This is a genomic window from Sorangium sp. So ce281, assembly GCF_051527395.1.
In the GTDB taxonomy this organism is placed as follows: Bacteria; Myxococcota_A; Polyangia; order Polyangiales; family Polyangiaceae; genus Sorangium; species Sorangium cellulosum_B.
In genome coordinates this window covers 1,003,074-1,027,294 of record NZ_CP150322.1, presented here as the reverse complement: position 1 = coordinate 1,027,294, position 24,221 = coordinate 1,003,074, and the positions used below count along the sequence as shown (strand labels likewise).

General features: G+C 72.5%; 18 protein-coding genes. 10 read left to right on the top strand and 8 right to left on the bottom strand.

The window, feature by feature from the left end; translation table 11 throughout:
• Window positions 1-25 precede the first annotated feature (25 nt).
• The gene (locus WMF27_RS03795) at window positions 26-493 is read right to left on the bottom strand and encodes a hypothetical protein (protein WP_437761617.1); all 468 of its coding nucleotides are present in this window, start codon (window positions 491-493) and stop codon (window positions 26-28) included.
• 156 nt (window positions 494-649) lie between these two features.
• Between WMF27_RS03795 and WMF27_RS03790 the strand changes: the two genes are divergently transcribed.
• The 3 genes from WMF27_RS03790 (at window position 650) to WMF27_RS03780 (ending at window position 6,553) form a co-directional block, all read left to right on the top strand.
• Window positions 650-4,564: a protein kinase domain-containing protein gene (locus WMF27_RS03790; protein ID WP_437761618.1), complete on the top strand. Its 3,915-nt coding sequence runs from the start codon at window positions 650-652 to the stop codon at window positions 4,562-4,564.
• A 56-nt stretch (window positions 4,565-4,620) separates the two neighbouring features.
• Window positions 4,621-6,084: a sigma 54-interacting transcriptional regulator gene (locus WMF27_RS03785; protein WP_437761619.1), complete on the top strand. Its 1,464-nt coding sequence runs from the start codon at window positions 4,621-4,623 to the stop codon at window positions 6,082-6,084.
• A 217-nt stretch (window positions 6,085-6,301) separates the two neighbouring features.
• On the top strand, window positions 6,302-6,553 hold the full coding sequence (locus WMF27_RS03780; RefSeq protein WP_437761620.1) for a hypothetical protein: 252 nt from the start codon (window positions 6,302-6,304) through the stop codon (window positions 6,551-6,553).
• A gap of 45 nt (window positions 6,554-6,598) precedes the next feature.
• Here the strand turns inward: WMF27_RS03780 and WMF27_RS03775 are convergent, their stop codons facing one another.
• On the bottom strand, window positions 6,599-6,898 hold the full coding sequence (locus tag WMF27_RS03775; protein WP_437761621.1) for a hypothetical protein: 300 nt from the start codon (window positions 6,896-6,898) through the stop codon (window positions 6,599-6,601).
• A gap of 595 nt (window positions 6,899-7,493) precedes the next feature.
• On the opposite strand from WMF27_RS03775, the gene WMF27_RS03770 reads away from it, so the two are divergent.
• Both WMF27_RS03770 and WMF27_RS03765 read left to right on the top strand, forming a co-directional pair.
• Complete coding sequence (locus WMF27_RS03770; RefSeq protein ID WP_437761622.1) at window positions 7,494-8,222, top strand: hypothetical protein; 729 nt, start codon at window positions 7,494-7,496, stop codon at window positions 8,220-8,222.
• Between the two features lie 115 nt (window positions 8,223-8,337).
• Window positions 8,338-9,000 carry a hypothetical protein gene (locus WMF27_RS03765; RefSeq protein WP_437761623.1) on the top strand — a complete coding sequence of 221 codons (663 nt, stop codon included), beginning with the start codon at window positions 8,338-8,340 and terminating at the stop codon, window positions 8,998-9,000.
• Window positions 9,001-9,091: 91 nt separating this feature from the next.
• Here the strand turns inward: WMF27_RS03765 and WMF27_RS03760 are convergent, their stop codons facing one another.
• Together WMF27_RS03760 and WMF27_RS03755 are read right to left on the bottom strand one after the other, a co-directional pair.
• Complete coding sequence (locus WMF27_RS03760; protein ID WP_437761624.1) at window positions 9,092-11,677, bottom strand: SUMF1/EgtB/PvdO family nonheme iron enzyme; 2,586 nt, start codon at window positions 11,675-11,677, stop codon at window positions 9,092-9,094.
• Between the two features lie 124 nt (window positions 11,678-11,801).
• Entirely contained in the window at window positions 11,802-13,352 is a 1,551-nt protein-coding gene (locus WMF27_RS03755) for a hypothetical protein (RefSeq protein WP_437761625.1), read from the bottom strand.
• A 546-nt stretch (window positions 13,353-13,898) separates the two neighbouring features.
• Between WMF27_RS03755 and astD the strand changes: the two genes are divergently transcribed.
• Entirely contained in the window at window positions 13,899-15,368 is a 1,470-nt protein-coding gene (gene astD, locus WMF27_RS03750) for a succinylglutamate-semialdehyde dehydrogenase (RefSeq protein WP_437761626.1), read from the top strand.
• Between the two features lie 268 nt (window positions 15,369-15,636).
• On the opposite strand, the gene WMF27_RS03745 is transcribed toward astD, so the two are convergent.
• The 4 genes from WMF27_RS03745 to WMF27_RS03730 form a co-directional block, all read right to left on the bottom strand.
• Window positions 15,637-16,926, bottom strand: coding sequence for a cytochrome P450 (locus WMF27_RS03745; protein ID WP_437761627.1), 1,290 nt, complete (start codon window positions 16,924-16,926; stop codon window positions 15,637-15,639).
• A gap of 275 nt (window positions 16,927-17,201) precedes the next feature.
• Window positions 17,202-17,894 (bottom strand): ROK family protein, encoded by a 693-nt coding sequence (locus WMF27_RS03740; protein ID WP_437761628.1) that lies wholly within the window; start codon window positions 17,892-17,894, stop codon window positions 17,202-17,204.
• A 242-nt stretch (window positions 17,895-18,136) separates the two neighbouring features.
• Window positions 18,137-19,234, bottom strand: coding sequence for a pectin acetylesterase-family hydrolase (locus WMF27_RS03735; protein ID WP_437761629.1), 1,098 nt, complete (start codon window positions 19,232-19,234; stop codon window positions 18,137-18,139).
• Window positions 19,235-19,308: 74 nt separating this feature from the next.
• Window positions 19,309-19,914, bottom strand: a complete 606-nt coding sequence (locus tag WMF27_RS03730) for a hypothetical protein (protein ID WP_437761630.1) — start codon at window positions 19,912-19,914, stop codon at window positions 19,309-19,311.
• 357 nt (window positions 19,915-20,271) lie between these two features.
• Between WMF27_RS03730 and WMF27_RS03725 the strand changes: the two genes are divergently transcribed.
• The 4 genes from WMF27_RS03725 to WMF27_RS03710 all read left to right on the top strand — a co-directional run bounded on the left by WMF27_RS03725 (window position 20,272) and on the right by WMF27_RS03710 (window position 24,166).
• Entirely contained in the window at window positions 20,272-21,213 is a 942-nt protein-coding gene (locus WMF27_RS03725) for an aldo/keto reductase (RefSeq protein ID WP_437761631.1), read from the top strand.
• 5 nt (window positions 21,214-21,218) lie between these two features.
• Window positions 21,219-22,052 carry a 3'(2'),5'-bisphosphate nucleotidase CysQ family protein gene (locus WMF27_RS03720; RefSeq protein WP_437761632.1) on the top strand — a complete coding sequence of 278 codons (834 nt, stop codon included), beginning with the start codon at window positions 21,219-21,221 and terminating at the stop codon, window positions 22,050-22,052.
• A gap of 6 nt (window positions 22,053-22,058) precedes the next feature.
• On the top strand, window positions 22,059-23,207 hold the full coding sequence (locus WMF27_RS03715) for an NAD(P)/FAD-dependent oxidoreductase (RefSeq protein WP_437761633.1): 1,149 nt from the start codon (window positions 22,059-22,061) through the stop codon (window positions 23,205-23,207).
• A gap of 116 nt (window positions 23,208-23,323) precedes the next feature.
• On the top strand, window positions 23,324-24,166 hold the full coding sequence (locus WMF27_RS03710) for an SDR family oxidoreductase (RefSeq protein WP_437761634.1): 843 nt from the start codon (window positions 23,324-23,326) through the stop codon (window positions 24,164-24,166).
• The last annotated feature ends 55 nt before the right edge of the window (window positions 24,167-24,221 follow it).

Below are 24,221 nucleotides of genomic sequence, written 5' to 3'. Positions count from 1 at the left end.
GGCGCCCTCGCCTCGGGCCAGGGCGTCACTTCGCGCCGGCGCGCCGCAGGACCTCGGCGCGCTCGGCGTCGGTCGGCTCGCGCTGGCAGTCCTTGCCGGCGCTCTGCAGGACATCGAGCTGGCGGACGAGATCCTGGGGATCCACGCTCAGGCATCCTTCCTCGAACTCGGAGCACTCGGCGACCGAGAGCGCGGTCCCCGCGACATAGCGGCAATCGGGATCCCCGGGTGGGTACCTCAGGAAGGTGGAGGCGTTCGTGAGGAGACACGCCGCGTCCGACGGCGTGCCGGCCTTCTTGCAGCGGGCGGCGGCGATGCGCGCCATCCGGTCCAGCTCGGCCGCTGGATACATCGGAATCCGAGGGCGCGCCGGCTCGGCGCTCGCGGCGCCGGCGGCGCGAGGGCCCGCGGCGGGCTGCGGCGCTCCGGAGCACGCGCTCGCGAGGAGCCCGCACGCGCCGGCAAGGACGAGCAACAACCCCCGAGGCACCATCACGCGAGACGTACCATACCGGCCTCATTGCCCACAATCCAGCCAACCCGGACCGGAGGCTCGCTCGCCCGACCTGGGTCGGGTCGCAGCCACGCCAACGTGGGTCGGGTCGCAGCCCTTGCGGCGGCGGCGAGCGAGGAGGCAAGCTCCTCCTCGATGCTCCCGGACAGCGTGATCGACGGCCGCTTCGAGGTGAATGCGCTCGCCGGCGCCGGAGGGATGGGGACGGTCTACCGCGCCCACGACCGGGCGAGCGGCGCGACGGTGGCCCTCAAGCTGCTGCGCGAGGCCGACGCGCATTCGGCGGCGCGCTTCGTCCACGAGGCGCACGTGCTCTCGGGGCTCGAGCATCCGCACATCGTGCGCTACGTGACCCACGGAACGGCGCCGTCGGGGCAGCCGTACCTCGTGATGGAGTGGCTCGCGGGGGAGACGCTCTCGGAGCGCCTGTCGCGCGGCGCCCTGCGCCTCGAGGAGGCGCTCGCCGTCATGCACGCGGCGGCCGAGGCGCTCGGGACGGCGCACGCGCGCGGGATCGTCCACCGCGACGTCAAGCCGAGCAATCTGTTCCTCGTGGACGGCTCGATCGAGCGCGTGAAGGTGCTCGATTTTGGGATCGCGCGCCTGCACGTCGCGGCGACGCGGCTGACGCAGACGGGCACGGTGCTCGGCACGCCCGGGTACATGGCGCCCGAGCAGGCGCGGGGGGACCACGCGCGGCTCGACGCGCGCGCCGACGTCTTCTCGCTCGGCTGCGTGCTGTTCGAGTGCCTGACCGGGCTGCCGGCGTTCTACGGGCAGCACGCGATGGCGCTGCTCGCCAAGCTGCTGATGGAGGAGCCGCCGCGCCTGCGGGAGCTGCGGCCCGAGATGCCCGCGGAGCTCGACCACCTGATGGCGCGGATGCTGGCCAAGGAGCCGGCGGCGCGGCCGGCCGACGGCGCGGCGGTGGCGCAGCTCCTCGACGGGATCAGGGAGGCGAGGGGCGACGCGGCCTCGGCGGATCGGAGCGTCGCGCCGATCACCGGCGACGAGAAGCGCCTGATCTCGATCGTGGCGGTCCAGCCGGCCCGCGAGCGGCCGAGCCCCTTGCAGGAGACCGTGCCGCTCGGCGCGGTGTCCCTCGACGCGCTCGCCCAGGTGCGGCACGTCGTGGCCCCGCTGGGCGCGCGGGTGGAGCAGCTCTGCGACGGGACGGTGGTGGCGACGGTGACCGGTGCGGGCAGCGCGACCGACGTCGCCTCGCTCGCCGCCCGCTGCGCGCTGCGGATCCGCGGGACCCTGCCGTCGGGAACGTGGAACGTCGCGCTCGTGACGGGCCGGGCCGAGGACACAGGGCGTATCCCGCTCGGCGAGGTGCTGGAGCGGGCGGCTTCGATGCTCGAGGAGCGCCCGCCCGCCGGCCGCGCGCACGAGCGCGAGGAGCGCCGCGAGGGCGTCCAGATCGATGCGGTCACGCTGGCGTTGCTCGACGTGCGCTTCGATGTGCTGGAGCAAGGAGGCGCGCTCTGGCTGCTGGCGGAGCGCGAGGTCGGCGAGGAGGCGCGCAAGCTGCTCGGCAAGCCGAGCCCTTACGTGGGCCGCGACCGCGAGCTGCGCGGCCTCCTCCAGATCGTCGAGGGGAGCTTCGAGGATCGGCAGGCCGCGGCGGCGCTGGTGACGGCGGCGGCGGGGATGGGCAAATCGCGCCTGCGCCACGAGCTCCTGGAGGCGCTGAAGCGGCGCTACCCCGCCATGGACCTCGGCGTGAGCCGCGGCGACTCCATCGGCGCAGGCTCGGCGTTCGCGATGCTGGCCGGGGCGCTGCGCAACGCGCTCGGGATCGCGGCGGGCGAGGCCGCCCCGGCGCGCCGCGAGAAGCTCGAGCGAGCCGCGGGCCGCCTCCTCGCCGAGGCCGATCGCCCGCGGGTGGCGGCGTTCCTCGGAGAGCTGATCGGCGCGCCCTTCCCGGACGAGGACCGGCCGCTCGTGCGGGCGGCGCGGCAGAGCCCGGCGCTGATGGCGGAGCGCATCGAGCAGGCGTACATCGATCATGCGCGCGCTGTGACCGACGCGCAGCCCATGCTGGTGGTGCTGGAGGATCTGCACTGGGGGGACGCGCCGTCGGTGCGGATCTTCGATCGGGCGCTGCGCGAGCTGAGCGATCGGCCGTTCGTGGTCATCGCCTTCGCGCGGCCCGAGGTCCATGACCTCTTCCCCCGGCTCTGGATGGATCGGGGGCGCACGGAGATCCAGCTGCGCCCGCTGCTCGCCCGGGCCGCCGAGCTCCTCGTGCGGAGCGCGCTCGGCGAGGGGATCGACGCGCAGACCGTCGCCGCCATCGTGGCGCAGGCCGACGGGAACGCGTTCTACCTCGAGGAGCTGATCCGCGCGGTCGCCGAGGGGCGGGCCGGCGCGCTGCCGGAGACCGTGCTGGGGATGGTGGAGGCGCGGCTCGCGGCGCTGGGATCGGAGGAGCGGCGATTGCTCCGGGCCGCGAGCGTCTTCGGCGAGGTGTGCTGGGTCGGGGGCGTGCGCGCGCTCTCGGGCACCCCGGCGCCCGGCGCGCGGGAGATGGATGCCTGGGCCGAGCTCTTCGAGCGCGAGATCCTCGAGCGCCGTCCGACGCCATGCTTCGTGGGCCAGGAGGAGATCGCGTTCCGGCACGCGCTCCTGCGGGAGAGCGCCTACGCCATGCTCACCGACCGCGACAGGCGCCTCGGGCACAGGCTCGCTGGGGAATGGCTGCTCCAGGCCGGCGAGCAGGATCCCATCGTGCTGGCCGAGCATTTCGAGCGCGGCGGAGAGACGGCGCGGGCGGCGGAGTTCTACCTGCAGGCGGCCGAGAAGGCGCGGCTCGCGGCCGATATGCCGGCGGTGCTCGCGCGCGCCCGGCGGGGAGTCGCGTGCGAGCCCACAGGGGAGGTGCTGGCCGAGCTCCATAACATGCTGTCGGAGCAGCTCTTCCACCTGGACGACCTGGGGCAGTCCTCTACGCACGCGCTCGCGGCACTGGAGAGCTCGTCGCCCGGCAGCGAGCAGCACGGAAGAGCCATGATGTTCGCGCTCTTGGTCGCGACCCATGCGGAGGACCGGCAGGTCGCCCGCGACCTGGTCCAGCGCATGCCCCCCGCAGTTCTCCCCCTCGATCCCCGGCTGGTGGTGGCGACCTTCACCCCCCTCGCCTTCTACGCCCTGCTCCGGGAGGGGATGCCCGACCTGGCCCGGCGATACCTGCAGAGGATCGAGCAGGACGTGGCGCCGCTCATCGGGGACGATCACTCTGCCGGGGCCGCGGTCGCCATGGTGCGGGCGTGGTGGTGCGCCCACGCCGAGCGAGATGAGTGGGCAGCGCGCCAGCAGTACCGCGCCGCGACGGATCACGTCGAGGCCCTCGGCGATCGCACCGGCATGAAGATGACGCGAATGTATGCGGCCCTGGACCAGCTGATGCTCGGCGCTTTCGAGCTCGCCGGGCAGAGTGTCGACGCGTTGCTCGCGGAGCAGAACGTGCCGACCTACGTCGTGCTGTCGGTGCTCTCGTTCCGGATCATGGGGCTGCTGGAGCAGCGGCGGGTCACGGAGGCGCAGGAGCAAGCCGAATCGATGCTCCGGAGGGCCTCGGCCTCCAACGGTTTCGCGCACATGGCGCAGGCGCGCCTGCTCCTCTCGGAATGCCGCCTCGAGCGAGGGGATCTCGCCGGGGCGGAGGAGGAGGTGCGCGCCGTCGGGGATGCCGCCAGACTGGTGCCCTTCTTTCAGTCCGTGCGCCTCTCGCTGCTCGCCGAGATCCGGCTACGGCAGGGGCGGGCGGCGGAGGCCGTCGCGCTGGCCCGCGAGGCGCTCGCCCTGGAGCGGTCGACCGCGTGTCTCTTCGCGCTCCGGCAGGAGCTGGTCCCCGTGCTGCTGGCCGAGGCGCTCCACGAGAGCGGCGAGGGCGAGGCGGCCCGTGAGCTCCTCCGCGAGGCGCGCGCCGAGCTGCTCGCCCGCGCCGACAAGATCGTGGACCCCGCCTACAGGAGGAGCTTCCTGGAGAACATCAACGCGCACGTACGGACGCTGGCGCTGGCGCGCGCGTGGCTCGAGACGTGAGCAGACGGGAGCGGCGCGACGAGGTAGAACCAGCCGAAGTGAGCAGGGAGAGAGACGTGGCCGCCGCGAAGTCCACCCGGAACGATGTGCAGGGCGCCCTGGAGCTCGCGGTGTTCGCCGGGGGCCGCGTGACGCGGCACCCGCTGCCGGCCGAGGGCCGGGTGTCGCTCGGCCGGTCGCCGGAGAACGACGTCCCGATCGACGACAGCTCCGTCTCGCGCCGGCACGCGATCATCCACCTCGGCCCGCCCATCGCGATCGAGGACCTCGGGAGCGCGAACGGGACCCGCCTCCGCCGCGAGCGCACCGCCGGGCCGACGACCAAGCTGCTCGAGCTCCAGCCCGACCAGGGCAAGACGATGGAGCTCTCGGTCGGGGACGCGGTGAACCTCGGCTCGACGCTGATCGTGATCCTGCCGCGCGAGGGCGCCGCGAGCGCGGCGCCGGGCCAGGGGCAGGGCCAGCCCATCGTGCTCGACCCGGCCATGGAGCGGCTCTACGCGCTGGCCGAGCGCGTGGCCGGCGCGCCGATCACCGTGCTCCTGCTCGGCGAGACGGGCGCCGGCAAGGAGGTGCTGGCCGAGCACATCCACCGGCGCTCGCCGCGCGCGCAGGGGCCCTTCGTGCGGCTCAACTGCGCGGCGCTCTCCGAATCGCTCCTCGAGAGCGAGCTGTTCGGCCACGAGCGGGGCGCGTTCACGAGCGCGGTCCAGGCGAAGCCGGGCCTCCTGGAGACGGCCGAGAAGGGCACGGTGCTGCTCGACGAGGTGGGCGAGCTGCCGCCCAGCATCCAGGTGAAGCTCCTGCGCGTGCTCGAGGAGCGGAAGGTGATGCGCGTCGGGGGGCTGAGCCCGCGGCCCATCGACGTGCGCTTCCTCTCGGCGACGAACCGCGATCTGGCCGCCGAGGTGAAGCGGGGCGCTTTCCGGGAGGATCTGTTCTTCCGGCTGAACGGCATCGCGCTGACGATCCCGCCGCTCCGGGCGCGCATCGCCGAGATCGCGCCGCTCGCGCGCGCGATCGCCGACCGGACCGCGAGCGCCGTCGGGCGCCCGGCGCCGGCGTTCGCCCCCGAGACGCTCGCCGCGCTGGAGGCGCACCGCTGGCCCGGCAACATCCGCGAGCTGCGCAACGTCATCGAGCGCGCGGTCGTGCTCTCCGGCGGGGACACGCTGCTCCCGGAGCACCTCCTGCTCGACGCCGCCGCTGCGCTACCGCACCCTGCGGCGGCGCCCGCCGAGACGCGCCCCGCGGCGGCGCCTGCCGAGACGCGCCCCGCGGCGGCGCCTGCCGAGGCAGCTGCGCCGCCCGCCGGCGCGGTCCCCCCGGCCGAGGGCGCGGGCGGCCTTCGGGGCGAGCTCGACGCGATCGAGCGGCGGCGGATCGTCGACGCGCTGGAGCAGTGCGCCGGGAACCAGACGCAGGCCGCGGCGCTCCTCGGCATGCCCCGCCGCACCTTCGTGGCCCGGCTGAGCGCCTACGGCATCCCGCGGCCGCGCAAGGGCAAGGCCACGCGCTGACGCGGCGGCTGTTGTCGGCCAGAGCGCTCCGACGTCCAGGCCGGTTGGGCGGCGACCACGCGAATTGAGCGAGCTTCGCTCAAGTGGCGCCAAGAGGGCCCGACTGACCTCGGATATCCCGCGCGATTGCCTGTGGTTCCGGTGGCACGCGCGCTGCTGTGTGGGCCGACGAGAGCCGGGCTCGATGTCCCGGCGTCAAGAACGAAAGGATATTGCCATGAAGAACCTTCTTCTCGCGCTCACCGTCTCCCTCTTCGCGTCGTTCACCGCCGCATGCGTCGCGACATCGACAGAGGATGCCGAGGTCGAGCCGGATCAGGAGACGATCGTGGAGAGCTCTCAGGAGCTCGTCGTATGCCCCGGGGCCGGCACGTGCGAGAGGGCCGACAGGTATTGTCAGGATCCCCAGAGCACCCCCAACTGGTGCGATATCCTGACGCGTTGCCTCGAGTGCGGCTCCGACCCCTGATCGAGCGCGAGGCGGCGCGCCCCTAGCGCTCTGCTGGACAGCGCCTCACTTCGCGCCGAGGAGCTTCAGAAGCTCTGCCCGCTCGAGGTCGGTCGGCTCGCGATTGCAGTCCTTGCCGGCGTTCTGCAGGGCCGCGATCTGGTGGTCGAGATCCTTCGCGTCGACGGTCTGGCAGCCCTCCTCGAAATCGGAGCACTCGGCGACGGACAGCGCGGTCCCCGACACGTAACGGCAATCCGGGTCCTCGGGCCGATATTTGAGGAATGGTGTGGCCTCGGTGAGGAGGCACGTCGAGTCCGAGGGCGCATTTACCTTCTTGCAGCGCGCGGACGCGACGCGAGCCACCCTGCGCAGCTCTTCTACAGGATAGCGACGGCTTCGGGGACCGGCAGGGCTCGCCGCGGCGGCTCCGCCAGCCGGGGCCGCGGGCTCAGCGACGGCCACCCCTGAGGCACCACCCCCCCGACTCTCCGGCGTCGAAGGCGAAGGCGGCGAAGAGGAAGCGCACCCACAGGCGAGAAGCGCAGCAACTGTGATGAGATGAGTTCCCCCAACCTTCATGGGCTACCTGTATCACACCTCGTCTCGCCCCGGCAATGCAGAGCTCACCCGCCGAGCGCCATTCCAGCACGTCGAACATTCCAGCAAAATTGAATATTTTCAGCAAGAACGCCCCATCCAGGGACGGGGGCGGTCGGTGCTCCGGGGCTGTCGCGTGCGCGCCCGCGCGACGCTCGCGCAAGCGCCGCTCGCGCAGGTCTTGCTCAAGTCGAGCGAGGGTGACCCGACCTGCGGCGCCGGAACGCGAGGGCTCCTCGGATCCTGCGCGGATCCCCGTGTCCTCGCGGTGGCATGACGCCTGCTAAAAGGCCAATCGCCGCGCGCAGCGCCGCTATCTCGGCAGGAGAGCGCGCAGGCAACCCCCGAAGGGAGCTCTATCATGATGCGTGCATTGTTCGCCGCGTTGTCCGTCTCGTTGCTCGCTGGTTGCGCGGCGTCGTCCGATGGAGAGTCATCCGCGGAAGACCTCGTCCCCGAGGACATGGTCGCGCACTCAGACCAGGCGACGCTGAGCTCAGCGCGGTTCGAATGTCCTCCGGAGAAATGTGACAAGGCCATTCCCTCCGAGGAACCCTGGTGGGCCATCAAGCGCCGTCCCGTTCAGGACCATCGTTATCTGGCGGCGCCCGGCGCGGGCATCGACGACGCCGCAGAAGTGACGGACAGCGACGCGATCGCCCTCTCCTCGGCGGTGACGTTTCACTCGGAGACGCCGTTCTACGTCCCGCCGCGCGTCGGCGGCGACGCCGACTTCGGCGGGCACGGGCCGCGCACCACGCTGGAAGTGGAGCTCCACGTCTTCTATGGCAACGAGGTCTGGGCGTCCGTCCATATCGACGCCATCGAGACGAAGAGCGACTGGACGCGCGCCGAGGGGACGGGCTGGTTCCACCTCTACACCGCGCCCAGCAACATCGCCGAGATCCTCAGCCCCACGTACTTCGAGCACGAGTACCTCGACACGAACCACGCCCACGACCTCTTCTCGTTCTCCACCGGCAGCCTGGTCTCGCTGCTCGACTATGTCGGCGACACGAAGGGCAACGAGGCGGGGACCAGGACCGGCGTCCAGGTCTTCTTCCAGCCCATCACCGTGGGTCTCCTGTGAACCCCGGCGCGGGCGCGCGTCCGGCGAGGTCCGCCCCTCCGGACGTCGCGCTCGCGCCGGACAAGTCGGCCAACATTCCAAGGTTCCACACACGAGACGAGGAGTTCATCAAGCCATGAGCATTGGATTGAGCACGGGCGAGCTGGGTGTCACGAGGGGAGACATCTTGCCCAAAGGGACGGATCCGCCGTACAAAACGCAGATTCCCATCGACTCGAAGCTCCGCTTCTTCGAGACGATCACCGGGGACTCGCTCCTCCAAGTGGCCGTGGCGGGCTTGACGCCCCCAGGCGGGTACACCGCGAAGACCGAGTACTGGTCGAGGCTCGCCCCCTTCAAGTCGACGGCGATCACCCTGGTCTCGTCCGGGTTCACGAGCGACCGGGGGACGTCGAAGTACGCCGAGGAGTTCCGGGAGTGGCTCGCCGGGGGCAGCGTCCTCTCGACGAGCCAGGAGGCGTCGGAGCAGCAGTGGACTCAGGGCACCTACCAGCCGGCCTCTCCGGCCAGCGCGCTCTACTGGGCCGTCGATCCGGACGAGCCGATCGGGCGCCGGATCGGCCTCCTCGTGGAGCTCGGCAGCACCGGCGAGCTGCGCAACGCGATCTGGTACAAGATGGATGAGCCGCCCCAGGACGGCCTCATCTTCCAGAACCGCCCGAGCAAGCTGAAGTTCAAGCAGGTGTTCGCGGAGGACGGTACGCCTTCGGACAACCCGCACGACATCGCCCCTCAGCACACCTGGTACTACTACCATGGCGTGATGAGGCCCGCGTGAGCGGCCAGCGCGCTTGACGCCTCGCCCGGGGGCGCCGCCCCAGGCGCGCGCGGGCAGGCCTCCAGCGCAGGACGGCCGAGCGCCGAGCCGCTCACCCCGGCGCCGGGCGCGCCAGCCGGAACCCGATCCCCCCGAAGCGATCCCCGGGCTTGCCCGCGAAGCGCCCCGCCGCGCGGCAGAGGTTCGGCGACGTCGACCACGCGCCGCCCCGCGCCGCGCGGAAATCCGCGTCGCCGTCGTCGGCGGGATCGAGCAGCACGATGCCCGCTTCGGTCCGCGTCCCCTCGCGCTTCCACGCGTTGATGCACCAGTCGCGCACGTTGCCCGCCGCGCCGCGCAGGCCATAAGGGCTCTCGTCCTGCGGGAAGTCGTCGACGGGCCGCCGGCCGGCGACGCCCTCGTGGCTGCCCAGCATGCAACCCCAGGTCGGCTCCAGGAAATCACCCCAGGGCATGCACCGGCCGTCGACGCCCCGCGCCGCCTTCTCCCATTCGAGCTCGTTCAGGAGGCGCCACGGCGCGCCCGTCCCGGCGGCGTACCACGCCGCATAACGCATCGCCGCCCGCCAGTGGACGAACGCGACGGGCATCCTCGGCTCCTCCTGGACGTCGGTCTGGATGCACCCGAGCCGGAAGCGGCCGTCGTCTCCCCGCTCGAACCGGAGCGAGTCCGGGCTCGATCCCGAGGCGGCGCGGCCGAGCGAGAGGCGCGGGCAGCACTCGAGGGCCTCGGCCTCCCGCCCGCTCGCGACGAGCGCGTTGAGGAAGGTGAGGTACTCGGCGTTCGTGACCGGGTGCCTCCGGACGATGAAACCGTCGCACCAGAGCCGCGTCCGCGGGAGGCTGTCCCCCGCGTCCGGATCGCCGCCGGCGAGGAACCAGCCGGCCGGCACGTAGAGATCGTCCTCGCCGAGCTCGCCGAGGCGAAGCAGGCGCACCGGGTGGGCCCCTTCCCCGCCTGGCCGGACGCCGTCCCAGCGCCGCCCGCGCTCGATGAGCACGGGATACCACGCGTCGTGGTACCCCGGCGCGCGCAGCGTGAGGAGGTAGCTGCCGCGCGGGAGCGCCACCTCGAGCAGGGGCGTCGGGCCGAGCTCGCGCGCGAGCTCGGGCACGAGCCTCCGGTCGCGCTCGACGTAGCGGTGGAGGGAGACCTGCGCCCCCGCGGGCGCGGTCGCCAGCGTGAGCGCCCCGTCGCCGGCGAGCAGCACCGCGTGGCGCCCGCGGTCGTGCTGCCGGAGGAGCGCCTCGGCGCGCGCCGCGCCCCGCGGATCCCGCGCTTCTTCGGCCTGGACGAGCTCCTCGGCGTAGTGGTCGGCCAGCGCCTCGTGCGCCTCGCGGAGATCCGGCGCCTCGTTCAGCGCCGAGCGGAGGACCTGCATCCACTCGACCTGGCCGAGCGACGCCTCCCGCTCCAGGCGCTCCGCCTCGTCCTCGAGCCGCCACCCGCGCGCCTTCTGCTCGGCCGGATCGAACGAGCTCAGGCCGTCGAGGATCGCCCGCGCCTCGTCGCGCAGCGCCCGGGCGCGCGCCCGCGTCGCCTCGATCTCCGGCCGGATCGCGCGGGCATGGTCCACGATCGCGAGCGCGCGCTCGCGCCGCCGCGCGCCGTCGAGCCAGCTCCGGAGGTCTTCGGCGAGCGCGCCCGCGTCCGGGGTGCGAGCCTCCGGGGCGAGCGCCATCGCGCGGGCGCAGATCGCCGCGAGCTCCGCGGGCACCTCGTGGGGGGCGCTCGCGTCGACCGGCCTGAGCCCGCCGGTGAGGAGCGCGCCCCAGACCGCCGCGGGCTGGCCGCCGTAAGGGTGATGCCCGGCGAGGATCTCGTAGAGCACGACGCCGAGCGCGTAGACGTCGCTCGCCGCGCCGAGGCGATCGCCCTCGCCTCGCGCCTGCTCCGGGGCCATGTAGAGCAGCGTGCCCAGCACCTCGCCGGGCTGCGTGAGCGGTGCCGCCTCGATCACGTCCGCCGCGCCCGCGGCCCCGGGCGAGGCGCGCAGCGGCGCGGAGGGCCGCGCGAGGCCCCAGTCCATCACCAGGACCTCGCCGAACTCGCCGATCATCACGTTGGCGGGCTTGAGGTCGCGGTGCATCACGCCGCGGCTGTGCGCGTACGCCACGGCCTCGCAGACGCGGAGGAACGTGTCGACCGCCCGCCGCAGCGCGACGGGCGAGAGGCTCCCGCCGCCGGCCGCGTACGCCTCGGCGATCACCTCGCCGAACGTGCGCCCGCGGACCTCCTTCATCGTGAACCACAGCCGCCCGTCGGCGAGCTCGCCGCACTCGTGCACCGGCACGATCCCCGGGTGCTGGAGCGCCGCGGTCAGGCGCGCCTCGGCGAGGAAGCGGGCGCGATCGGGCGTCGCGTCGCGCGTCTCGGACGACTGGATCTTCATCGCGAGCACGCGCCCCAGGATGCGATCGCGCACGCGGCGCACCTCGCCCATGCCCCCGCGCCCGATGCAGCCGAGGTCCTCGTAGCGCTCCTCCGCGGACAGGCGCTCGGGGGCCGTGACGGAGATCGGCGGCGGCTCGGAGGCCGTGGCGCCCGGGGCCTCGCGCAGCCTGAACGTGACGTCCGACGCCGCGCCGGCCGGCGGCGCGCTTCCCGACGCGGTCGAGGCGGGCGCGCCGCCTGCGGGCTGCGTCAGCGCCATCCGCTCGCGCTCGCTGAGGCTCATGCGTCGTCCACTCCGCGGATCGCGCCGGGAAGCTCCCCAGGGCCGAGGTCCGCGCAGACTCTATCGTCGGGGCGCGCTGGGCTCAACCCGACAGGCGCTGTACGACCCGATGAGCGCCGGCAGCCTAGCTGCGCAGCGCGGCCGTCGCCTGGGGCCGGAGCGCGGGGCGCGGACGCAGCGCCGGGCGTGGGCGCTTGGCCACCTCGGCCTTCCTCGGCACGGACGGCCTCGCGTCGGCTCTCCAGGGCTGGAACCGCTCGTCCTTCCACATCACGAGGCCGCCCGACAGGGGCGCCTCGGGCCCCGCGTCGTCCTCGGACCGCAACCAGACGAGCGGGCGCGCCTCGAAGACGGGCTGCGTGCACGCGATGTCCTCGAACGCCGCGGACCAGGAGCCGGTGTTCCCGAAGAACACCCCGCCTTCCCAGCTCCCCTCCGGGTTGTGGGTGTGCCCGAAGATCACGGCCTTGGCGCCGTGCGCCCTGGCCACGGACCGCGCCGCCCGGTTCACGCCCTGCCAGACCGCGTCGAGCGTGGGCTTCGGCACGGCGCACTCGTACGCGACGAGGAGCGTCGGCGCGAGCAACGCCGCCGCCGCGAGCCCCCCCGGCATCCAGCACAGGCACGCGAGCGCCGCGAGGATCCCGAGCGCCGCGAGCCCGAGGCGATCCAGCCAGAGCTCGCGCGCCACGCGGCCGAGGCAGTCCTCGGCCGGCCGCGCGAACAGCCGCGCGTGCTTGACCACGGCGGGGAAAGGCGCGCCCGTCTCGCGGGCGGCCGCGGCGAGGTCCGCACGCCGGAGCGCCCGGCGGCTCGGGTCGCGCCGGCGCACGAGCTCGATCATCGTGCGCAGCGCGCCCACGCCGAAGGCGAACACGAGGGAGCGGCCAGAGAACAGGTAGTACCGCGTCCAGTGAGAGAGATAACCGAAGCCGGAGAGCATGAACGACGAGTCGACGTGCGGGTTGAAGTACCCCATGCGCGACACGAGCAGGCGGCTCACGAGCGAGCCCATCGTCGGCTGGATCTCCCCCGGATTCCGGCCGAACGGCGCCATCGGGTAGCGATAACAGCAGTACGAGTCGTACTGATTGCCGTGCTCGACGATGACGCCGTCGTGCGTGCGGTGGAACCAGGCGCGGAAGGCCACCCGCGCCGCGAGCGCCGCGCGGAGCTCCTCGGTCGAGCCCGCCGGAGGGCCGCCGCCCCGGGTGGCGAGCTCGTGCATGGCCGCGTCCACGACGCTCCGCTGCACCGCCTCGCGCACCTCGGGCAGCGTGAGCTGGATGTCGTGGTTGCCGGCCACGAAGACCGCGGTGTGCCCGTCCGCGACGATCCGGCCGACAGCCGCGACGAACACCGGGTGATCGCGCAGGATGGCCTCCATCGCCGGCACGGCGTGCTCGGCGGTGCGCGGCAGGTCGTGGACCACGCTCTCGTTGCCGATCACCCGAGGCGCATCCAGGTCGAAGATGTCGCCGTTCAGGACCAGCGTCAGCGCGTCGCGCTCCGCGCCGAGCCCCCCGGAGCCGCCCGCCCCCTTCCGGACCTCTCCCCGGAGCGCGTCGAGCATCGCCGCGATCTCCCCGTCCGGGGAGTACGGCGCCTGCCGATAGCGCATCCAGAGACCGTCGGTCGGCTCGAGCTCACATAGATGGATGTCTGAGATAGCCACCGTGTGGTGCATCGGCGGGAAAACTGACATGAGCACGTCTCCACGCCAGCCACAGGACCGTCAAGACTTGGTGTCACCGGGCGTCGAGAGCGCCCTGCTGCAGTGCGCCCGGAGCGTGATCCGACGCGCAATCACGCTCAGCACACCTGTTCGCCACGGTGCATCCCCGTGACTGTCGCGCGCCCGCCACGAGCGAACTCGGAACGATCGAGCACGAAGCGCATTGAGATCTCGGCTCCTGGATTCTCACCAAGAGAGCAACTGACCGAGCGGACCCCTCTGGTTGGGGCTCGGTCGCCCCGGACCACATGATGTTGTGGCCGCCCCGGACGCGGCGAAGCCCTGGCGAGCGCGACGAGCGGCCCCATCTTTCCTGGGCGGTCGCCGGCGCGATGTTCCGTCCGGGGGCGCGCGAGCCCTGGGGGGCGCCGGCCTCTGGTACGATGCACACTGGCGGAGCGAGGTGGACGCAAACCATACTGGGTGGACGGCCTGTTGAGCCCGTGTGGCGTTCCGCGGGGGGAGCTCCGCGACAGAGAGGTGACCATGTCGACCCATTTCATCGACGGCAGCTGGGTGATCGGCGCGGGCGAGCCGTTCGCGAGCCGGAACCCCGTGACGCAGGCGGTCGTCTTCGAGGGACGCGCCGCGAGCGAGGAGCAGGTCGACGCGGCCGTGACGGCGGCGCGCGGCGCGTTCGCTGCGTGGCGCGATCGCGGCCTGGAGGGGCGGGCAGCGCTGGTGAAGCGGTTCGCCGGCCTCCTGGGCGAGCACAAGGCGCGGCTCGCGGACGTGATCGGGCTGGAGACGGGCAAGCCGCGCTGGGAGGCGCTCACCGAGGTCCAGACGATGATCGGCAAGATCGACGTGTCGCTGATGGCCTGGCGCGAGCGGACGGGCGAGCGTCAGGCCGAGGCGGGCGACGCGATGGCCGTGGTGCGCCACCGGCCGCACGGCGTGGTCGCTGTGCTCGGGCCCTACAACTTCCCGGGCCACCTGCCGAACGGTCACATCGTCCCGGCCCTGATCGCGGGCAATTGCGTGGTGTTCAAGCCCTCGGAGCTCACGCCGAGGGTCGCGGAGGAGACCGCGCGGCTCTGGCAGGAGGCGGGCATCCCGGCCGGGGTGCTCAGCCTGGTCCAGGGGGGGAGGCGCACAGGCGCCGCGCTCGCCGGTCACCCGGGCATCGACGGCCTCTTCTTTACAGGCAGCTCCGGCACGGGCAACGCGCTGCACCGGCAGCTGGCGGGCCAGCCGGAGAAGATCCTCGCCCTGGAGATGGGCGGCAACAACCCGCTCGTCGTCCAGGACGTCGCGAACACCGAGGCGGCGAACCACCATATCCTTCAGTCGTCCTTCATCTCGGCGGGCCAGCGGTGTACATGCGCGCGGCGGCTGCTCGTGCCGGCGACGCCGGAGGGCGACGCGCTGGTGGCGCGCCTCGTCGACGCGGCGTCCCGGCTCAAGGTGGGCAGGTACGACGACGCAGAGCAGCCGTTCATGGGCGCGGTGATCTCGCTCGCGGCGGCGGATCGGCTGCTCGCGGCGCAGGCACGGCTGGTCTCGCTCGGCGGCGAGGTGCTGCTGGAGATGCGCCGGCTCGAGGAGGGGACCGCGCTGCTCTCGCCCGGCATCCTCGATGTGTCGGCGATCAAGGAGCTACCGGACGAGGAGCATTTCGGGCCGCTCCTGCAGGTGCAGCGGTATGGGAGCTTCGATGAGGCGCTCTCGCTGGCCAACCGCACGCGTTATGGGCTCGCGGCCGGGTTGATCTCGGATCGCAGGGAGCTCTATGAGCGGTTCTGGCGGGAATCCCGGGCGGGGATCGTCAACTGGAACAAACCGCTCACGGGGGCGTCGAGCGCCGCGCCGTTCGGTGGGGTCGGGAGCAGCGGGAACCACCGGCCAAGCGCGTATTACGCGGCGGACTACTGCGCGTATCCGGTCGCGGGGCTGGAGGCGGCGGCGGTGGCGCTGCCTGGGCAGCTGGCGCCGGGGATGCGGCTCAACAGCTAGAACCAGGACCAGGCGCAACGGCCGCCGGGGAGAGGGGAGGGGGCGCGCGGGGGCGAGGGGGGCCCTTCCCGCGGACTCGCGCCTTGTGGTGGCTATGGCCGGCTGTGCGGGAGAGGAAGATCTGGGGGGACTGGCTGCGGAGCGGGCCGGCGCTCGGATCCGCGGGGCCCTTCCCCCTCGCCCCCGCGCGCCCCCTCCCCTCTCCCCGGCGGCTCCATATTGGAACCGGTGGGTGGGGGGACGAGGGTTCGGAGTTGGACAGGAGGGGTCAGGAGGCGGAGCTCTGCGGGCCTAGCTCTATCGGGATGGCGGTGAGGCCGCGCATGCCGGGGTTCATGCGCCAGGTCAGCGGCCCAGGGGAGAGCTCGGCGTCGGGGAAACGGCGCAGGAACGTGGAGATGGCAGCCTGGGCCTCCACCCGGGCGAGCGCGGAGCCGGCACAGTAATGGACGCCCAGGCCGAGCGAGATGTGACGGATGTCCGTGCGGCGGAAGTCGAGCTTGTCGGGGTCGGGGAACTGCGCGGGATCGCGGTTCGCCGCGCCGAGCACCAGGAAGGCGCGATCGCCCTTCGGGATCCGCACGCCGTCGAGCTCGATGTCGTCGAGCGCGACGCGGCTCATCCACTGCACCGGAGAGTCGTATCGGAGCAGCTCCTCCACCGCCGGGCCGATCAGCGACGGGGTGCCGCGCAGCGCTTCGCGCTCGGAACGGTGGAGGAGGAGCGCGAGCAGGCCATTGCCGATGAGGTTCTTCGTCGTCTCGTGGCCGCCGAAGAGCAGCATGCAGCACGTCGAGAGCAGCTCCTGCTCGCCGAGGATCGCGCCCTGCTCCTCCGCGAGGATGAGCTGGCTGAGCAGGTCGTTGCCGGGGCTCTGCCGCCGGGCCGCGATCACGCCGCGGAAATAGTCCTCCAGCTCGGCCACGGCGCTCAGCGCGCCCCCCGCGATCTCCAGCGTCGGCCGGCCGGCGCCGAGGAAGCCGCCGAGCGCGTTGGACCAGCCCTTCAGCCGGTGCCGGTCCTCGACGGGTACACCGAGCACCTCGCCGATCACGAGCAGCGGCAAGAGGTCGCCGAGATCGCGGAGGACGTCCATCCGGCCCGCCGGGGCGACCGCGTCGAGCAGCTCGTTGACCAGCGTCTCCACCCGGGAACGCAACCCCTCGACGAGCCGCGGCACGAACGCCTTGTTGATCAGCGAGCGGATGCGCGTGTGCTCCGGCGGATCGAGCAGCAAGGCCCACGACGCCAGGTTGCGGCGCAAGGGCTCCAGCCGCTGCCGCACCTCGTCAGGCAGCTTCGTCACGAAGGCGCTGGAGCGCTTCGCCGACAGGCGCGGGTCACGAAAGCCCGCCGCGACCTGGTCGTAGCGGGTGATGAGCCAGCCGTTGTAAGCCGCGCTGAAGTACACGGGCGCTTCCTGGCGCAACCTGGCGTACACGGGGTACGGGTTCGCGAGCGTCTCCGGCGACTGGAGGCGAAACGGATCGAGATCAGCGTCCGCCGCTGGATTGGCCGCGGGCGGTGCGTCGGGCTTCGGTGCGTCGGGCGAGTTCATCGAAGCAGGGTACGACGGCCACGCCCGCTTGGGAACCGGCGCGACCCACGCCCGCGCAGGCCCGCCCCAGGCCGGCCTCCCCGCCAGCGCACGGGCGCGCGGCCGCCCTTGGCGACAACGGCTTCCGCCCACCTCTGCACCATGCCGATCAGAGCGGCGGTCTCCCGCACAGGAGACGGGCCCAGATCGGCGTTTTCGGCGCGCAAGCGCACTCCGGTGCGCTGAGCACCGAAAACGTCGAGGTGGGCCCGTATCCGAAGCGGGTGACCGTCGCTCTAGGCCCAGAGCTTGATTCCGCCGAGCAGGCCAGCGACGTTGTCCACCACGACGACGTTCTCGGGCAGCCGCGAGGCGTCGAGCAGTCGCGCGTTGCCGCCGCCGAGGTAGAGCTTGCGGTAATTGAAGATCGGCTCGACCTGCTCGATCATCTTGCGCACGCGCTTGTTCCAGCGCCTCGGGCCGATGCGCTTGCACTCGGCGTCGAACACGCGGTCCTCGTACTTCAGGTCCCTCTTTCCGTACGGATGGTGCCCGAGCTCGAGGTTCGGCACGTAGCGGCCGTCGATGTACAGCGCGCAGCCGAGCCCCGTGCCGAAGGTGAGCACCATCTCGAGCCCCTTGCCCTCGATGACGGCGAGCCCCTGGATGCCCGCGTCGTTGGCGACGCGGACAGGCTTGCCGAGGCGGCGCTCGACGGCCTCGCCGAGCGGGTAGCCCTTCCACTTCTCGTTGTCGAGGTGCGGCGCCGTCTTGGTCACGTTCTCCATCACCACCCCGGGGAAGCCGATCGAGACGCGGTCGAACTCCCCCTGCGCCCGGGCGATCTCCTCGATGAGGTCGAGGATGGGGTCCGGCGAGGCCGGCTGGGGCGTCGACACGCGCACGGGATCCGTCATCGGAGTCCCCTGCTCGTCGAGGATGGTGGCCTTGATCCCCGTTCCGCCGATATCGATACAAAGCGTGCGCATGGATCCCTCTGTACTCCCCCCGGAGCTCTTCCTCCGGGGCCGCCGCGGATGCACCCACGCGCCCGCGTTCGCGGCGGACATAATCTAGAGCTCTGGCTGCGCGTCAACCGGCGCCGCAACAGCGCACGCCTGAGCGGGCGACCACGCCCCCTGCGCCCGCCCTCCCGCGCACGCTCCGCCCGGCGCCGACCAGCGCGCCCCCCGGTGCCCCGGCCCCCGCGCCGCCCGCCCCCGGGCGACGCTCAAGGCGAGCCGCAAGCGTCGCACGCGACGCTCGGCGGCGGCGCACCGTTTGCGAGCCCGTCGAGCCATTGCACGAGGCGCGCTCCGCGCGACTCGAGGGTGTAAAATTCCGGCCGCCAGAGGATGCAGTGCGCGGAGCCGGCGGCAAGGAACGACCTGAAGTTCGGCGTCGACGCCTCGATTTCGGCGATCTCCGCCCTCATGGCGTCTGACCACGCCTGGGCGTCGCCGCCGCCCATCGCGTTGAAGAAGAAGACCTGGTCCTCATCATAGGCGGTGTTGTACTGCGACAGGCGCATGTCGGGGTAATGGGCGCCGATCTTCTCGTAGAGCACCGACAGCCGCGCGAGCTGGGCCGGGTCGAGGCCAGGTATCCATGTGGGATAAGCGCCCTCGGGCTTCCAGGAAGGAAGGCTGTCCCTGAAGAACGTCTCCGTGATGATCCCTGCCCCGCTGTCGGCGAACTCGATGACCGACGCGCTCTTGTAGTGCTCTCGTAGGTGCGCGGACCAGAGGATGGCGCCGTACGCGCCCGCGCTGCAGCCCGTCACGAAGATCTTCTCCGGCGCGGGGACGTTCTCGTAGACCCAGCCGAGCGCCGCGCGGACGTTGACGGCGCCCTTGTGCTGGATGGTGACGGCCTGGCTCCCCTCCCCATACGTGGCCACGTTGTCGCCCCAGTGGACGTCCCCGGTGCAATAGGGGATGTACACATGGTGCCAGTCCTTGAAGGGGTTGTCCGGGTTCTCATGATCGTAGATCCCGGTCGCCAGGGCGTCCTCGCCGACCGTCTCCTGGAAGAGCGCTCCCGCGAACGAGCACGTGGTTGCGTCCCAGCACGCGCCGCCGCCCCGGAACTCGACGATGAGGCGATTGACGGTGCCCGGACGGACGAAGTACTTGAAAGGATCACCGCGCGAGCACGTCGTCTCGCCGCCCGGCGCGATGGAGCTCCAGCCGGACGGCAGGCTCAGGATCCCGCCCCGCGGCTCGCTGCTCGGGTCTTCGTGCTCGGCGGACGCGCCGTCACAGCCGAGGACGGCGAGCGGGCAGAGCAGGAGTTGAACCGCGAGGGGCGGAACGATCTTGAATCGCATGGAGGGCGGAGAATACCACTCCATGACGCGCGGGCATCACCGCCGGTGACGGCCCGCCCGGCGGTGCCGTCGCGTCATGGCACAGGGGCGTGCTCTGCCCACAGCTGCGCCGCGGCCTCGCCGACCGCGCGGCGGATCGACCCCTCGTCGAGGCGGGCGCGGTCGCGCGGCGCGAGGGCGGCGCAGACGCCGAGCGCGACGAGGTAGAGGGCGCCGAGGAGGCCGATCCAGCGCAGGCCGGACGCACCCAGGCGTGAGATGATCTCGATGGGCACGATCTGCGCGCGGATCTGGACGGCCCCGATCACGATCACGGCGCGGTCTCCTTCCTGGAGCTCGATGTCGGCCGGGCCCGTCAACAGGCGCGCGAGCCCGTCGGCCCCATGGAGGCGCGCCCGCGTCCGCCGCGGGACGTGCAGCACGTAGCGGGCGCCGATCACCTCCGCGATGACCGGGGCCGCTCTATCGAGCTCCGCCGACGGCACGCGCACGATGGACGCGGGCGTGTCTCCGATGTGCGCGCGCCCCTCCGCGAGCACATGGCGGACGCCGAGCACGTCTTTGCCTCGGACGGCGACGAGCTCCAGCGCGCGCCGCGCAGAGGCGCTCGCCGCGGGCGGCCGCGACCTCCGGTCGCTGACAGGTTCGGCCGCCGCTGCCTCATTAGGCCCTTTCGCCATACTCTCCAGCCCCCTTCGTCGGCCACCGGCAGGGCTCGACTCGACATGTCACCTGAAGACCCTGCCCCCGGCGGTGCCGCCCCGCGCGCTTCCGCATCAATCCCCTTCCCTGGCTCCTGGCACGGAGCGTTCCGTGGCAGAGCGCGCAGGTACGTGGCGGCCCGACGGCCCGCGCCGGCGCGTGAGGCCCCGGAGGACGCGCCCCGCGACCGCGCGCCGAGGCGCGACGGGGACGCCCGCCCCGGGGGCAACGCCGCCGCTCCGGGCACGGCGCGCGGCGCGCGACGCGGCGCGCCGTGCCCGGAGCTCCGCCCCTATTTCGTGGCGCCCTCCCGGCGCTGGTGTAGATCGCCGCCCGTGAGGAAGCGCCCCCTCGGCAAGACGACCCTTCAGGTCTCGGAGCTCGCCCTAGGCACCTGGGGACTCTCCGGCGACGGCTACGGTCCCATCGCCGACGTCGAGATCGATCGCGTCATCGATCGCGCGCTCGCGGTCGGCATCGACCTCTTCGACACCGCCGACGTCTACTGCCGCGGCGAGATGGAGCGCTGCCTCGGCAGGCGGCTCAAGGACGCCGGCACGACGTTCGTCGTCACGAAGATCGGCACCGTTCGCGACGGCGATCCTCCGACGAAGCGGTTCGACCCGGCCCACCTCCGCACCGCGTTCGAGCGGTCGCAGGAGCGCCTCGCCCGCGAGGTGGTCGACGTCGTCCTGCTCCACAACCCCACCGTGGCCGCGATGCAATCGAAGGAGGCCCTCGCCTTCCTGAAGGACCTCAAGCAGGCCGGGAAGATCCGCGCCTACGGCGTGAGCGCCGGCTCCGCGGACGTCGCCCGCTCCGCGCTGCGCGACGAGGTCGACGTCATCGAGATCGCCTACAACGCCTTCTTCCCCGGCGACCTCCACGACGTCGCCGGCGACGTCTCCGAGTCCGGCGCGGGCGTCCTCGCCCGATCGGTGCTCGCGCACGGGCTGCTCGCCGGCCAGTGGAGCACCGATCGCGAGTTCTACCTCGACGATCACCGCCACCAGCGGTGGACCCGCGACGAGCTCAGGACCCGCATCCGCCAGCTCGACGCGCTCCGGCCGCTGGTCACGGGCGCCGTCACGTCGCTCCGCTCGGCGGCCCTGCGCTTCGTCCTCGCGAACCGCGTCGTCTCGTCCGCCGTGCTCGGCCCCCGCTCGGTCGCCCAGCTCGACCAGCTCGTCCGCGAGGCCGGCATGCCGCCCTACCTCCAGGACACGGCGCTCACGGAGCTCTCCGCGCGCCTCAGGCAGGCCGGGATCGAGGTGTGAGCAGGATGGACCAGAACGACAGGGAGCTCGACGAGATCGTCCGCATCGCGCGCGCCGCGGCGGCGATCGTGATGGACGTGTACGCGACGCCGTTCGCCGTCGAGATGAAGGGCCCCGGCGACCCGGTGACCCGCGCCGACCGCGAGGCGAACGCGCTCATCTGCAGCGCGCTCGAGGCCGCCTTCCCCGGCGAGGCGATCCTCGCCGAGGAGAGCGTCCCGAGCGGCGACGAGCTCGCCTCGCGCCTGGGGAAGGAGCGGGTGTTCTTCGTCGACCCGCTCGACGGCACGCGGGAGTTCGCGGACAGGAACGGCGAGTTCGCCGTGATGATCGGGCTCGCGGACCGCGGCCGCGCGGCGCTGGGCGTCGTGGTGATGCCCACGACGGGCGAGGCGCTGGCCGGCCGCGCCGGCGAGGGCGGCGCCGCCTTCCTCGAGGCGAGGGACGGCAGCCGCAGGCCGCTCCGGGTCTCGGCGGTGAGCGCTCCGGCCGACGCGACGCTCATCGTCTCGCGCTCGCACCGGCCGAAGGAGATCGAGCCGCTCCTCGCGCGGCTCGGCATCTCGAAGGTCGTCCCCTGCGGCTCGGTCGGCGTGAAGATCGCCCGGATCGCGACCGGCGAGGTCGACCTCTACGTGCACGGCGGCGGCGGCGCCAAGCTCTGGGACAGCTGCGCGCCCGAAGCCGTGCTCCTCGGGGCGGGCGGCAGCTTCACCGACCTCTCGGGCGCGCCCATCGACTACAACGGCCCAGGGCTCAAGCTCGGCCGCGGCATCATCGCCTCGAACGGCGCCCTCCAGGCCGCCGTCGTCGCCGCGGCGAGGTCGGAGCTCGGCTGAGGCGCGATGCGGGGGCAGGCCGAGATCGTCATCATCGGCGCGGGGATCATGGGCCTCGCGATCGCGTACAACCTCGCGCGGCACCACGGCATCACCGACATCGTCGTCGTCGACCGGAGCTACCTCTGCGGCGGCGCCAGCGGGCGCAACGGCGGCGGGGTCCGGGCGCAGTTCTCGAGCGAGGGCAACATCCGGCTCATGCAGGAGAGCATCCGCATCTGCCGGGATTTCGCCCGCGAGATGAAGATCAACATCTGGTTCCGGCAGGGCGGCTACCTCTTCCTCGTGCGCAGCGAGGCCGGCCGCCGGACGCTCGAGAAGAGCGTCGCCGTGCAGAACGCGTGCGGCCTCGGGACGCGGATGCTCACCGCCAACGAGGCGCGCGCGATCGTGCCGCAGCTCTCGACCGACGGCGTCGTGGCGGCGAGCTACAACCCCGACGACGGCGTCGTGTTCCCCTGGCCGTTCGTCTGGGGCTACGCCGAGCGCGCGCAGAAGCTCGGCGTCGACATCGCCACCTTCACGAACGTCCTCGGCTTCCGCACGCAGGGCGCGCGGATCGACGCCGTGGTCACCGATCGCGGCGAGATCCGGACGAGCAAGGTCGTCAACGCGGCCGGCGCGTGGAGCCCCGAGGTCGCGCGCATGCTCGGCGTGGAGCTGCCGAACCACCCGCACCGCCACGAGATCTGCTCGACCGAGCCGCTCAAGCCCTGGCTCGGCCCGCTCGTCGCGGATCTCTCGAACGGCCTCTATTTTTCCCAGTCGATGCGCGGCGAGATCGTGGGCGGCATCTCCAACGAGGACGTCCCTGACGGCCTCGACATGGGGTCGAGCCACAAGTTCCTCTCCCTGTACGCGCGGGCGCTCGTCACCGCGTGCCCCCTCCTCGGCAGCGTGAAGGTGCTGCGGCAGTGGGCCGGCTGTTACGATCTCACCCCGGATCAGAACCCGATCGTGGGCGGGGTCGACGAGGTCGAGCACTTCTACCAGGCTTCCGGGTTCATGGGGCACGGCTTCATGATCGCGCCCGTCATGGGCAAGCTCCTCGCGCAGCACATCGCCGAGGGCGCCTCTCTCCCCCTGTTCGACCGCTGGAACCTGCGGCGCTTCAGGGAGGGCCGGCTCCTCAGCGAGGCGATGATCATCGGCTGAGCGCCCGCCCCGGCGGCGCGGCGGCGGCGTTTCGACGCGGCGCGCGCGCCGCACATGCCGCGCGCCCCGCGCTCCCCCGCCGTCCTGCGCTTCGCCTATACTCGCGCCCCTTCGCCATGGGTCACCTCGTCCTCGTCACCGGCTCCTCGAGCGGCATCGGCCTCGCGACCGCGGTCGCGTGCGCGGCCGCGGGCCACCGGGTCATCGCCACGATGCGCCGCCCCGAGAAGGCCGGCGCGCTCCTCGCCGCCGCCGGCGCGCGGGGCGTCACGCTCGAGATCGAGCAGCTCGACGTCGCCGCGGCGAGCGCGCCCGACAGGGTCCGGGAGATCCTCCAGAAGCACGGCCCCGCCTACGCCCTCGTCAACAACGCCGGCATCGCGGTCGGCGGCGCCTTCGAGGAGCAGGCGGACGGCGACGTCCGGGCGCAGTTCGAGACCAACGTCTTCGGGCTGATGGCCGTGACGCGCGCGGTGCTCCCGGCGATGCGCGGCGCGGGGCGCGGCCGCATCGTCAACGTCTCGAGCCTCTCCGGGCTCGTCGGTCTCCCCGGCGTGAGCGCCTACGCGGCCACGAAGCACGCCGTCGAGGGCTTCAGCGAGGCGCTGCGCTGGGAGGTCGCCCCGTTCGGCGTCCACGTCTGCCTCGTCGAGCCCGGGACCTTCAAGACCGAAATTTTCTACGAGAACCAGCGGCGCGGGGCCCACGTCTCGCTCGACGGCCCTTACGGCGCGATGACCAGGGCGATCGAGCAGATCGTCCTGAAGGACGCCGCCAAGGCGCCGCCGCCCGCCCCGGTCGCGGCCGCGATCCTCCGCCTCATCGACGACGCATCACCGCCTTTCAGGACCCTCGTCGGCCGGGACGCACGGGCGCTCGTCGCGCTGCGCCGTGTCATCCCCGACCGGCTCTTCGCCACGGGGATCCGTCGGCTCGTCTCGGCGCCGCGCTCGCGTTGACACGTTCTCTGACGGCGAATAGCGTCGGCTTCGCCGTTTCCATGGCGGAGCGGCG